Source organism: Pseudomonas sp. CCI4.2 (assembly GCF_034350045.1).
In the GTDB taxonomy this organism is placed as follows: domain Bacteria; phylum Pseudomonadota; class Gammaproteobacteria; order Pseudomonadales; family Pseudomonadaceae; genus Aquipseudomonas.
Window position 1 is genome coordinate 1,210,467 of the sequence record NZ_CP133781.1, and the last position, 13,192, is coordinate 1,223,658.

At 55.5% G+C, this 13,192-nt stretch carries 7 protein-coding genes and 1 tRNA gene; 5 read left to right on the plus strand and 3 right to left on the minus strand.

Going from position 1 to position 13,192, the window contains the following annotated elements:
- Positions 1 to 16: 16 nt before the first annotated feature.
- Positions 17 to 3,883, plus strand: coding sequence for a CHASE domain-containing protein (locus tag RHM65_RS05330; RefSeq protein ID WP_322166973.1), 3,867 nt, complete (start codon positions 17 to 19; stop codon positions 3,881 to 3,883).
- A 194-nt stretch (positions 3,884 to 4,077) separates the two neighbouring features.
- Here the strand turns inward: RHM65_RS05330 and RHM65_RS05335 are convergent.
- Positions 4,078 to 4,154: transfer RNA gene (locus RHM65_RS05335), tRNA-Arg, on the minus strand.
- A 351-nt stretch (positions 4,155 to 4,505) separates the two neighbouring features.
- Between RHM65_RS05335 and gabD the strand changes: the two genes are divergently transcribed.
- The 3 genes from gabD to RHM65_RS05350 all read left to right on the plus strand — a co-directional run bounded on the left by gabD (position 4,506) and on the right by RHM65_RS05350 (position 8,674).
- The gene (gene gabD / locus RHM65_RS05340) at positions 4,506 to 5,948 is read left to right on the plus strand and encodes an NADP-dependent succinate-semialdehyde dehydrogenase (protein ID WP_322184438.1); all 1,443 of its coding nucleotides are present in this window, start codon (positions 4,506 to 4,508) and stop codon (positions 5,946 to 5,948) included.
- Positions 5,949 to 6,087: 139 nt separating this feature from the next.
- Positions 6,088 to 7,368 carry a 4-aminobutyrate--2-oxoglutarate transaminase gene (gabT, locus tag RHM65_RS05345; protein WP_322166971.1) on the plus strand — a complete coding sequence of 427 codons (1,281 nt, stop codon included), beginning with the start codon at positions 6,088 to 6,090 and terminating at the stop codon, positions 7,366 to 7,368.
- A 94-nt stretch (positions 7,369 to 7,462) separates the two neighbouring features.
- Positions 7,463 to 8,674: an HDOD domain-containing protein gene (locus RHM65_RS05350; RefSeq protein WP_322184439.1), complete on the plus strand. Its 1,212-nt coding sequence runs from the start codon at positions 7,463 to 7,465 to the stop codon at positions 8,672 to 8,674.
- A gap of 32 nt (positions 8,675 to 8,706) precedes the next feature.
- Here the strand turns inward: RHM65_RS05350 and RHM65_RS05355 are convergent, their stop codons facing one another.
- Both RHM65_RS05355 and desA read right to left on the minus strand, forming a co-directional pair.
- A complete protein-coding gene (locus RHM65_RS05355) occupies positions 8,707 to 9,699 on the minus strand; it encodes a sensor domain-containing diguanylate cyclase (RefSeq protein ID WP_322166969.1) in 993 nt (330 codons plus the stop codon).
- A 137-nt stretch (positions 9,700 to 9,836) separates the two neighbouring features.
- Entirely contained in the window at positions 9,837 to 11,018 is a 1,182-nt protein-coding gene (gene desA, locus RHM65_RS05360; protein ID WP_322166968.1) for a delta-9 fatty acid desaturase DesA, read from the minus strand.
- 156 nt (positions 11,019 to 11,174) lie between these two features.
- Here desA and dibA point away from each other — a divergent pair, with 156 nt between their 5' ends.
- Positions 11,175 to 13,094 (plus strand): phosphodiesterase DibA, encoded by a 1,920-nt coding sequence (gene dibA / locus RHM65_RS05365; protein ID WP_322184440.1) that lies wholly within the window; start codon positions 11,175 to 11,177, stop codon positions 13,092 to 13,094.
- The last annotated feature ends 98 nt before the right edge of the window (positions 13,095 to 13,192 follow it).

The following is a 13,192-nucleotide window of genomic DNA, read 5'->3' on the forward strand; positions in this document are numbered from 1 at the left end:
ATTGGAGCTTCATACAATGAATAAAAATAACAGCGTGGCCCCTATCAGCCTTGGGGCGTTCTTAACGCTGGTGGTTGGATTACTGGCGACGGCTTTAGGTGCCTGGGCGTTGCGCGAAGCCAATGACAATCAAGCACGGACGGCGGTCCAGACTGAAACGCTAGAAGCCGCCGATGCGGTAGCGGATAGATTGAAGCTCTACGAATATGGCTTACGCGGTGCGCGCGGGGTCGTGTTAACCGCAGGGGAGGATTTGATTACGCTCGACGCGTTCCACCGCTATAGCCAGACGCGCGACCTGGCTGTTGAATTTCCTGGTGCAAGGGGCTTTGGTTTTATTCGCAGGGTGCCGGTGGCGCAAGAAAAGCAATTCCTGGCGGAGGCGAGACATGATGGACAGCCCAACTTTTCAATCAAGCAGCTGACCCCGCAAACAGATGAACGTTTTGTAATTCAGTACATTGAACCCTTGGAGCAAAATCAGCGTGCTCTGGGCCTTGATATAGCATCGGACCCTAGTCGTCGAGAGGCCGCGCGCAAGGCCATCCGCACTGGCAAGGCCCAACTCACCGCACCGATTACGTTGGTTCAGGCTGATGATAAACAGCATCAAGGGTTTTTGATGCTTATGCCCATCTACCGAGACACGTTGGCCCCTACTAGCGTTGCCCAGCGTGAGCAGAGTGCATTTGGCTGGAGTTATGCTCCATTGGTGATTGCCGACGTGCTGGCTAGTTTCCCCGGAAAAAATGATTCGATCCATCTAACGCTGACCGACATTACCGTGCCAGGGCAGGAAATACCGTTCTACGACAACGCCAACGCCCCACCCAGTCCCCAGAGCCGTTTCACGAACAAGGTTCAACTTGACCTGTATGGCCGTCATTGGCTGCTGGAGGTCAGCCCCTCTCCTGCGTTTATTCAACGATTGAACTTGGTATCGCCCAGGCTGGTATTTTCCATCGGAGTCCTGATTACCTTGCTGCTCACCGTGTTAGTCGGCCTTGGTAGCGTGAGCCGTCAGCGTCGATCACTCGTGGTTGCCCAGCAAGCCTGGTTGGCAGCGATCGTCGAAAGCTCGTCGGATGGCATTATCGGCAAGACCCTCGAAGGCATCGTGACGAGCTGGAATAAAGGCGCCGAGCAGCTATTTGGCTACACCTCTTTAGAAGCCGTCGGTCAGCCGTTGTCCAAGCTGATCATGCCGGACGGTTACGAGCGGGAGAAAATCGACATCCTGGAAAAAATTAGTCAGGGAGAACATATATCCAGCTTCCAGACCAAACGTCACCGCCGAGACAACAGTTTGATCGATGTCTCGGTGACTATCTCACCCATCCGTGACGAGACCGGGTTAATTGTCGGTGCCTCAAAAACGGTACGGGATATCACCACTGAAAAAAATAACGAAGCAAAAATCCTGGAGCTGAACTCAAGTCTCGAAGAGCAGGTTATCCAGCGCACATCACAATTGAGCGAGCTGAACATGCTGCTCACCGGCGTGCTGAACTCTGCCTCTCAAGTGTCGATCATCGCCACGGATCTTGATGGAGTGATTCAGGTATTCAACAAGGGGTCCGAGAGACTCTTAGGTTACAAGGCCGATGAGATGGTAAACAGGCACACACCCTCAATCATCCATGTGCCCGAGGAAGTTGCGGCTCGCGGCGTGGAGTTGAGCGCCGAATACGGCCAGCCTATCGAAGGTTTCCGCGCACTGGTGTACAAGGCGAAAATTGAAGGCGTGGCGCAAACCCATGAGTGGAGTTATGTACGCAAGGATGGTTCGCGTTTCCCAGTGATATTGGTCGTGACCGCCATGCGCGATGGCAACGGTCAGCTCAGTGGTTACTTGGGCATTGCGATAGACATTACCGTGCGCAGAGAACTGGAATCCAGCCTACGACACGCGAAAGAGCAGGCGGATGCCGCGAGTGCTGCCAAATCTACTTTTTTGGCGAATATGAGCCACGAAATCCGCACACCGATGAATGCGGTATTGGGCATGTTGCAGTTGGTGCTGCGCACCGAAATGAACGTTCGCCAATACGAATACGTGACCAAGGCGCAGACAGCTGCCAAGTCACTGCTGAGGCTACTTAATGACATCCTCGATTACTCTAAAATTGAGGCCAATAAGTTACAACTGGACCTGCACCCCTTTGAACTTGAGGCGCTATTGCGCGATCTCGCCGTGATACTGGCAGGGAACCAAGAGGGGGAAGAGGTCGAAGTGATGTTCGATCTTGATGTCGGACTGCCTAGCATGTTGATTGGAGACAGTTTTCGCCTGCAACAAATCTTGATCAACCTGGCGGGAAACGCCCTCAAATTTACCTCCCACGGACAGGTGGTCGTCAGCGTCAAACAGCTCGATGGCTCGGCGCAAAGCGTCCGTTTACGCATCGCGATTACCGACACCGGAATCGGCATTAGTCCTGAACAGCTCGAACGAATATTCGATGGGTTCACTCAAGCTGAGGCCTCGACTTCACGCCGCTTTGGTGGGACGGGGCTGGGGCTGGTGATCTGTCAAAAGATGGTCAGGCTAATGGGCGGAGTACTCCAGGTAGACAGCCAGCCGGGTATAGGCAGCCGCTTCTGGTTTGACCTTGAACTCGATGTTGCACAAGACACCCCGTTGGGGGCTAGCGACGTTGTCGAGTTCCCGGCGATGCGTATTTTGATTGTCGACGATAACGCCATTGCCTGCGAAATCATGATGCGTACCGTCAATGCGTTGGGCTGGCAGGCGGACTGTGTGATGGACGGCGCATTGGCCGTTGAGCATGTCCGGGAAGCCCGAGAACAAGGGCAAGGCTATGGCGTGGTCTTGATGGATTGGCGCATGCCCGGAATGGATGGCCTAAGCGCGGCTGAAGTCATTCATCGCCAAGGCACCCATCAGCCTGCGCCTATCGTGATTATGATCACCGCTTGTGGTCGAGAGGCGCTCAACGATGTCCACGAGGAAGGCAACGCACCTTTCGTTGGGCTGCTTACAAAACCCGTAACCCCCCATCAGTTGGCCGCCACGATACGGGATGCGGTCAACGGGACTCGGATGCCACACCCTGGTGCCTATTCCCCGGCATTTCAACGTTCGACGCGCTTGGCGGGGCTTCGGTTATTGGTCGTGGAAGACAATATGATCAATCGGCAGATTGCCGAGTCGCTGCTCAGCAGCGAGGGCGCGACTGTTGCCTTGGCCGAAAGCGGCATTGAAGGCGTCAACCGGGTCATTGCGACTACCGAGGTTTTCGATGCGGTGTTGATGGATATGCAGATGCCGGATATCGACGGACTTGAAGCCACCCGGCGCATCCGCGCAGACCCGCGTTTCGCGAATCTGCCCATCGTGGCAATGACGGCGAACGCGTCGAAAACCGACCGGGAAGCTTGCCTTGCGGCGGGCATGAATGAGCATCTCGGCAAACCCATCGACCTTGAGCAACTGATTGCGACCTTGTTAGCTCAGACTGGAAAATCGCCTGATGGGCTGACTGCGGAAGCAGAAGAAGAACACGACCACGTCCTGGAATCACGTGCATCGATATCCCGGCGTATGGGCGGCAACCTCGAACTGATCAGAAATGGACTAAAAGATTTTGGTTCTGACATGCACCGGCAGTTCGCAAAACTGCACGACCACATTAACAGCCAAGATACCGCCGGCGCGAAGTCGGTCCTGCATGCCGTCAAGGGCAGTGCGGGGACGATGGGGGCAATGGCACTATCATTACGAGCCGGGCAGTTGGAGTCGCAACTGCTGCAGCCGGGTGTTCATGTGCTGAGTGATGTTCTGACCGACACGGGGCTTGAGCAGTTGAACGGGTTGATGATCCTTAGCCTTGAACGATTGAATGTCGAATATGCGCAGTGAGCCGTCCATTTGACTGATGGTGCATCGGATCGGACTCGTCATGACGGTTGAGCCTTTCGGCTGAAAGGTAGCACAGCAGGTGAAGTCAACTTCCGTTGACGCAGTTGTACTTGAGGCCGCGATTTGGTTTTGGAGGTTTTGCTGGGCCGGACAGCCACTGTTGCGGATTTGCACTGTAGTGCAAAGGAAGAAGATGGTGCACCAGGCGGGATTCGAACCCACGACCACTGCCTTCGGAGGGCAGTACTCTATCCAGCTGAGCTACTGGTGCGACGCGGGCGCCATGATACTCATCTGGCTGCCGGGCGTCCATGCCGGTGAGTGCTGTTGTTGATATCGCACGTTACCGGATGTAAGGGTGACGTTGATCCGAAATTTTCAGCGCTTTTCACGTTTTTGTTCTTTTTTTCGAACAGACTATTGTCCTTTACCCCAGCAGACCCTAGGATTCGTTTGAGATTTCAAACGCTTTTGGCGGGATGCTGAAGCGCACGGTCTACACTGAGTGCGCGCTGAGTACTGAGTACGGTGAATGATTTCCTGACGGCAGCCTTTATAGAGGCGCCTTTGAACAATCAAAAAATTCGCTCCGCGCCTGCGCGGTGCTGTTTAGGAGGCCGACATGCAGCTTAAAGACACCCAATTGTTTCGCCAGCAAGCCTTTATCGATGGCGTTTGGCTGGATGCGGACAATGGCCAGACGATCAAAGTCAACAACCCGGCCACCAACGAGATTCTCGGGACTGTGCCGAAGATGGGTGCTGTTGAAACCCGTCGCGCGATTGAGGCAGCCAACAATGCGTTGCCGGCCTGGCGTGGACTGACCGCCAAAGAACGTTCGAACAAGCTGCGTCGCTGGTTCGAATTGATTATTGAAAACCAGGACGACCTCGCTCGCCTGATGACCCTTGAACAGGGTAAGCCGCTGGCCGAAGCCAAAGGCGAAATCGTTTACGCCGCTTCCTTTATTGAATGGTTTGCCGAAGAAGCCAAGCGCGTCTACGGCGACGTAATCCCTGGCCACCAACCCGACAAGCGCTTGATCGTAATCAAGCAGCCGATTGGTGTGACTGCTGCCATTACTCCGTGGAACTTCCCGGCGGCGATGATCACCCGTAAAGCCGGCCCGGCATTGGCCGCCGGTTGCACCATGGTGCTCAAGCCGGCGTCGCAAACCCCGTTTTCGGCGTTGGCGTTGGCTGAGCTAGCGCACCGTGCGGGCATTCCGAAAGGCGTGTTCAGCGTTGTAACTGGCAGTGCCGGCGACATCGGTGGCGAGCTGACCAGCAACCCGATCGTGCGTAAATTGTCCTTCACCGGCTCGACCGAAGTCGGTCGCCAATTGATGGCTGAATGCGCCAAGGACATCAAAAAAGTGTCCCTGGAATTGGGCGGCAACGCGCCATTCATCGTGTTCGACGACGCAGACCTGGATAAGGCCGTCGAAGGCGCGATCATCTCCAAATACCGCAACAACGGTCAGACCTGTGTCTGCGCCAACCGCTTGTACATTCAAGACGCTGTTTACGACACCTTCGCCGAAAAACTGAAAGTCGCGGTGGCTAAACTCAAGATCGGCAACGGTCTGGAAGACGGCACCACCACTGGCCCGTTGATCGACGAAAAAGCCGTGGCCAAGGTCAAGGAACACATCGCTGACGCCATCAGCAAAGGCGCCACCGTTTTATTGGGCGGCAACAGCATGGAAGGCAACTTCTTCGAGCCGACCATTTTGGTCAACGTGTCGAAAGACGCGGCAGTCTCCAAAGAAGAAACCTTCGGCCCCTTGGCGCCGCTGTTCCGCTTCAAAGACGAAGCTGAAGTCATCGCGATGGCCAACGACACTGAGTTCGGTCTGGCGTCGTACTTCTATGCCCGTGACCTGAGCCGCGTGTTCCGTGTATCCGAAGCATTGGAATACGGCATGGTTGGCGTCAACACCGGGCTGATCTCCAACGAAGTCGCGCCCTTTGGCGGGATCAAGGCGTCGGGCCTGGGCCGTGAAGGCTCCAAGTACGGCATCGAAGATTATCTGGAAATCAAATACCTGTGCCTGGGCATCTAATTCTGTCAGCACAGTAGCGTTACGCACTTCAGTGGTAGCCGGGAAGGTGCAGCAGTCGATCATCGAATGCTGCTGCACCTTTCAACCGGCCGCTTAATCCTTGAACCACACCGCCCGATGAGCGGTGAATGAGGAAACCATGTCCCAAACTAACGAATCCTTGATGAAACGCCGCAACGCCGCTGTTCCGCGCGGTGTTGGTCAGATCCACCCGATTTTTGCTGCTTCGGCGAAAAACGCCACCGTTACTGACGTTGAAGGGCGCGAGTTCATCGACTTTGCTGGCGGTATCGCGGTATTGAACACCGGTCACCTGCACCCGAAAATTATCGCGGCTGTACAGGAACAACTGACCAAGCTGACTCACACCTGCTTCCAGGTGTTGGCTTACGAGCCTTACGTTGAGCTGTGCGAAAAGATCAACGCTCTGGTACCGGGTGATTTCGACAAAAAAACCCTGCTGGTGACTACCGGTTCCGAAGCGGTAGAAAACGCCGTCAAGATCGCCCGCGCCGCCACTGGCCGCACCGGCGTGATCGCGTTCACCGGCGCGTATCATGGCCGCACCATGATGACCTTAGGTCTGACCGGTAAAGTCGTGCCGTATTCGGCAGGCATGGGCTTGATGCCCGGCGGCATCTTCCGCGCAGTGTTCCCGTGCGCGCTGCATGGCGTGACGTCTGACGATTCCATCGCCAGCATCGAACGGATTTTCAAGAACGATGCCGAGCCACGTGACATCGCCGCGATCATCATCGAGCCTGTTCAGGGCGAAGGTGGTTTCTACGTTGCGCCGAAAGACTTCATGCTTCGCCTGCGTGCGCTGTGCGACAAGCACGGCATTTTGCTGATCGCTGATGAAGTGCAAACCGGCGCTGGCCGTACCGGTACGTTCTTCGCCATGGAACAAATGGGCGTTGTTGCTGACCTGACCACCTTTGCCAAATCCATCGCGGGCGGTTTCCCGTTGGCGGGCGTTTGCGGCAAAGCCGAATACATGGACTCCATTATTCCAGGCGGCTTGGGCGGCACGTATGCCGGTAGCCCGGTTGCTTGCGCTGCTGCACTGGCGGTTCTGCAAGTATTCGAAGAAGAACACTTGCTCGACCGTTGCAAAGCCGTCGGCGAACGCCTGGTGACTGGCCTGAAAGCTATTCAGGCCAAACATCCGGTGATCGGTGAAGTGCGTGCCTTGGGCGCAATGATTGCGCTGGAGCTGTTTGAAGATGGCGACTCGCATAAGCCAAACGCTGCGGCGGTTGCTCAAATCGTCGCCAAAGCCCGCGACAAGGGTTTGATCCTGCTGTCGTGCGGCACGTACGGCAATGTGTTGCGCGTGCTGGTGCCGCTCACTGCTGATGACGCGTTGTTAGACAAAGGTTTGGCGATTCTAGAAGAGTGCTTCGCCGAACTCGTGTAAAACGTGTCCGAGCAGACAGAAAAACCCGCCTCGGCGGGTTTTTTCCGTTTCAGGCCTTGGCTGAAGTACAGATACCGTCGTTGGAGAGTATTGAATGACCGCTGTAGATTTACCCGCTGCACCGCGCGTACTGATCGCGGATGCAGACCCTGGGGTACGAAACGCGCTGATTGAACTGGTCCTGAGCGTACGCCGTGATGCGTACCTGGAAGTCTGTTCAGACGGACCGCGTGCACTGGAGTGGCTTGACCTTCACCCCGTCAACCTGATCATTGCCGATTGGGACTTGCCGGGTTCCGATGGCTTGAGTTTGTTGCGCGGGGTTCGGGAGCAGCAGCAACAGCCGGCGGTCCCTTTCATATTGCTGAGCAACCGTAGCGACAGCGCCAGCGTGCGCGAAGCCGTTCTTCAGTCGCCTACGGCTTATCTGACCAAACCACTGAACCTGGAGGGTTTGCGTCTGCGCTTGGAAAGTTTATTGCTGCCTGCCGACGAGTACATTGACCCTGAAGCTCGCACGCTCATCCAAGGAATCACGCTGTCTCAGTTTCTCGAAAAACGTCGTGAAACTGCTGAAGGCGCGCCGCTGTCGTTGAATGTGCGCGAAGCGGTTTCAAGCAGCCAAGGTAAGGCGGGTGTTGATCTGGCACTGCTGGAAAAGGCACTGCACGTAGATCCTCACGTTGCCGCCGTGTTGATTGCTGCTGCCAACAGCGCCGCCCAACACTTGGGCAAAGCGGCTCAAACCTTGCCACAGGCTTTGCAGTCGCTGGGGCCCACTGCGAGCATTAATCTGTTGCTTGGGTTGCCCAAGAAGCAAAACGCAATGCTTAAGAGCCCCGCGCTGATCGAGCATGCCCGCAAGCTGTGGTCGTCATCCCTGCTCACCGCCAACTACGCCCGCTCGCTGGCACGTCTGCTGGAGCTGGATCAGGAGCGCTGCTTTTGCGCTGGTTTACTGCACAACCTGGGTGATCTGAGTGTGCTGCGCTGCCTACAGGAGTGGCTGTCGTGCGGGGGGCAACTGGACGAAGACGCCGTGGAAAACGCGCTCACGAAATTCGGTGCCGGCTTTGGTTCCGCCCTGCGCACTCGCTGGCGTTTGCCGCTGGAGTTGCGAGAGCTGATTGCGGCGGTGTATCAATTCTCGGCCGGCGTTCAATCCCGCGAAGCTTTGGTCATGACCGTCGCAGCACAATTGGCAAGGTTAGGCCCGGACGAAGAAGTCGACGCCTTGGCAAGCAGCAAGGCTGCCCGCCTGTTGAAAGTCGGGACGTCGGAACTAGGTCGGTTGCGCAAAAAATAGACACATTTGGCAGACAAGCCTGCGTCAGTTAATCAAACCAGCACGATTTGATTTTTGCCCTGACGCTTGGCCTGATACATCGCCGCATCCGCGCGGGCGTACAGGACTTCAAGCCCGGTATCGTCTTCGCCCAGATTGGTCAGGCCTTGGCTGACAGTGATGCCAAATGCTTTATCGTCGCATTGAAAACTCAAACGCTGAATTTCCCGCTGCAACCGTTCGGCGATCTGCTGGGCCATGTCTGGCGCGCAGCCTGGGAACACCGCAGCAAACTCTTCGCCGCCGATGCGCCCGAACAAGTCGCCCCGGCGCAGCGCGGTTCGTCCACATTCAGCAATGCGTTGCAGCACTTGATCGCCTTCCTGATGCCCGTAACTGTCGTTCACCAACTTGAAGTCATCAATGTCCAGCAACAGGAAGGCCAGTGGTCGGCCCAACAAGCGGGCTTGTTCGAACTCGTGCTGGGCGCAGTCGAAGAAGTGACGCCGATTGCTGCTTTGAGTCAGAACGTCGGTGGTCGCGAGGCGTTGCAGTTCGCCTTCCAGCTGTTTCTTCTCGGTGATGTCTTCAGCGATACCCACCACGGTCAGGCGATGGTCGCGTTCCTGGCGGTTGATAAAGCATTTGTCGCTCAGCCAGCGAACCTCACCATCTGCGCGAATGATCCTGTATTCCCGATCTTCAATGGAGCCCTTATCGAGGACGTTCATCAAGCTTCGTTCGGCGTAGTCCAGATCGTCTGGGTAAATACTGTCGCGCCATTCGTTGTAGTCGGCCAGCAGAAGGCCCGCTGAGCGACCAAAAATTCGCTCGTAGGCAGGGCTGACATAAATCATCTGCTGGGTTTCCCAATCGAACGCCCACAACACGGCGTTAACACTACCCAATAGCGAACTAAATAAATGTTCGCGCTCACTCAAGCGCGCAACTTCGGCTTGAGCATGCATTAACGCGAGCAGCGTTTCGGCCGCCGCCGGTAGATCGATGGGTAAGGGAGTAGCCGTAAGGAGTTTCGGATTATCCATGGGCACGGCATCTCACAAAGACGTGCGGCGCTCAGCCACAACTAAACCCATTAACTAGCGAGTTGAGGTTCAGATTGATTGTAGGAGACGAAGTTCCGGAAGGCGCGCTCCCAGGCGGGGCGCGCCGATCAACGGTGTCAGGCAGAAGGGCGAAGCGAGTACGTTTTTAGTTGATTAGCAAATTCACGCAGTGACTGGATGCCACTGGCTTCAGCTTCATGTACCCAATCCTTGATCGCGGCCAGCATGTCATGCCCGTTAGTACTGGTTTTAAGCCATATTTGTTGCAGCGCCAGGCGCTTTTCGTAGATCACTTTCAGCGCTTGGCTGTGTTCCAGCATGGACTGAATGTGCTGCAGATGTTTCTCGTCGAGCAAGCTGGTCTCACGTGAAAGCAACCGCTTGGCGCGATGAAACTGATGCCGTACCGACGCATCGGCTTTGGCCAGTTCTTGGGCAACCAGCGGCCCAATCACCAATTTGCGGTATTGAGCCATGATCTGGAAGCGATTGTTCAGAATCGCCATCGCGGTGTCCATGTCCAGCGAACCTTTGCCTTCCACCCGATGGGCGATGGGCGCGACCCGCTGAACCTTGGCCAAATGCAGAAGGCTGAACAGTTTTATCCAGGCCCAGCCGATGTCGAATTCCCATTTCTTGACCGACAATTTGGCCGAATTAGGGTACGTGTGGTGGTTGTTATGTAGCTCTTCACCGCCGATCAAAATGCCCCATGGCACCAGATTGGTCGCCGCATCACGGCATTCGAAGTTGCGATAACCCACCGCATGCCCCAGCCCATTGACCACGCCTGCGGCCCAGAAGGGGATCCACATCATCTGAATTGCCCACACGGTGATACCGATCACGCCAAACAGCGCTACATCGATCAGCGCCATGAGGGTAATACCTAGAACCGGGAAGCGGGTGTAAAGATTGCGCTCAACCCAGTCGTTGGGACAGTTCTTGCCATAGATGCGCAAGGTTTCCGGATTTTGTGCTTCTGCACGGTATAACTCGGCACCTTTACGCAGCACTGTAGATAAGCCTAGGATCACCGGACTGTGAGGATCGTCGACGGTTTCGCATTTAGCGTGATGTTTGCGGTGAATCGCAGTCCACTCACGCGTATTCTGTGCTGTGCTTAGCCACAGCCAGAAGCGGAAAAAATGTTTAAGGCCCGAGTTGAGTTCCAGCGCACGGTGGGCCGAGTAGCGATGCAGGTAGACCGTGACACCAATAATGGTCACATGGGTCATGATTAAAGTGACCGCCACCAGTTGCCACACCGATAGGTCAAGTAGACCGTTGTTCCACATAGACTCAGTAGCCCTCAATTAGCGCTCGATAAAGATAAAAACAGCAACGCGCATTATCACTAAGCCACCAGATAAAACCAGTCGCCCTTTTAGATAAGAGTCGCCGGATGTTTCTACCCTATAATCCGCGCCTTTCGTGAGGACTTTCGTATATTTATGTCACTTTCGTCCCGGGATGCCTTACGCACGGCCCTTTTCTACACATTGCTGTCGATTCTGTGGCTGGAGCTCAGCACGCTTGTACTCCCAGTGCTTATCGAAGATCCGGCTGGATTGCTTCGCTGGCAGCTGATCAATGGCTGTGGGTGGATGGCTTTCAGCGCTGCGTTCGTCTATTTCGCTCGCGCCCGCTTGCTGAACATCATGGGCGTGGGCGCTCGCCTGGGTCAGCAGAAAAAAGACCAGGAACGCTTGCGCCAGGCCGCTGTAGTGTTCGACAGCACCAGTGAAGGGGTGTTGGTCAGTGACAGCCACGGTTTGATCGTCCACGTGAACCGTGCCTTCATGGAAATTACCGGGTATCAGGAAGAGGAAGTCCTCGGGCTGAACCCGAACAAATTCAAGTCCGGCCGCCATGACCTGGCGTTCTATCAAGTAATGTTCAAGTCGCTGCACGACACCGGTCAGTGGAGTGGCGAAATCTGGAACCGACGCAAAAGCGGTGAGGTTTACCCGCAATGGCAAAATATTCGCAGCATCAAGGATGACCACGGTGTCATCACGCACTACGTGGCCGTGTTTTCCGACATCTCCGCGATCAAGCGCTCGCAAAGCGAATTCATGCACCTCGCGCACCACGATCCACTGACCGATTTGCCCAATCGCCTGCTTTTCACCGACCGTACCCGTCAGGCCTTGGCGCACGCCCAAGCGCAAAAACGTGGCTGTGCCCTGCTGTTAATCGACCTGGATCACTTCAAAAATATCAACGACAGCCTGGGTCACAACGTTGGCGACCAAGTGCTGAAAATCGTCGCGCAGCGGTTGCACACGTTATTCGACAACGGTATGACCTTGGCCCGGCTCGGCGGTGATGAATTTGCCGTGCTGGCTGAGAACTGCCAGCAAGTGATGCAAGCCGCAGAACTGGCCCAGAAAATCATTGATGGCCTGAAACAACCGTTCACGGTTGATCAGCATCAGCTGTTCATCAGCGCCAGCATCGGTATCAGCCTGTTTCCCAACGACGCGCTGAATGCCGAGCAGTTGTTGCGCAACGCCGACTCTGCGCTGTTCAAAGCCAAAAACGATGGCCGCGAAGGGTACGCCCTGTATACCGAAGAACTGACTGCCCACGCCCAGCAACGGGTCGAACTCGCCGGTGAGCTGCGTCGCGCTATCGAGCATGAAGAACTACGAGTGTTTTATCAGCCGGTACACGATCTTTACAGTGGTCGCATGCTGGGGGTCGAAGCGCTGGTGCGTTGGCAGCATCCTGAGCGTGGGCTGGTGTCACCCGGTGAGTTTATTCCGATTGCCGAACAAAGTGGCCTGATCGCCGACATCGACGCCTGGGTACTGAAAACGTCCTGTCGGCAGATGCGTGAATGGCGCGAATCGGGTTTTGATCTCGAATTTGTCGCGGTGAACGTCTCCAGCCGGGTGTTTGGTCACAGTGATTTGTACCAACAAGTGGCGCGGGTACTGAGCGAAACCGGGCTCGATCCAGCGTTTCTGGAATTGGAAGTCACCGAAAGTGCGGTGATGGAAGACCCCGAAATGGCCCTTGAGCAGCTGCACCGCCTGCGTGAGCTGGGCTTGCGATTGGCCATAGACGATTTCGGTACCGGCTACTCTTCGCTGTTGCGGCTCAAGAGCATGCCGGTGCATAAGCTCAAAATTGATCAGGGGTTTGTCGCCGGGCTTCCTCATGACGAAGACGACGCCGCCATTGTCCGGATCATCATTGCGCTGGGGCAGGCGTTAGGCATGAAGGTACTTGCAGAGGGCATTGAACGACCTGAACAAGCGAGTTTTCTGTTGGAAAACCACTGTGAACTAGGCCAAGGCTACTTATTCGGCCGTCCACAACCGCCGGAAGAGTTGAATAGCAAGTTGCAGCGCGTGCCTCACTAAGCCGCAAATACAAGGTGTTGGAGCTGCGCAATGCGCTCTAAGCCTAGCCAAAAATCTAATTATTCTTTTTAGTTATATCTGCATTCTTAAACAGTCTT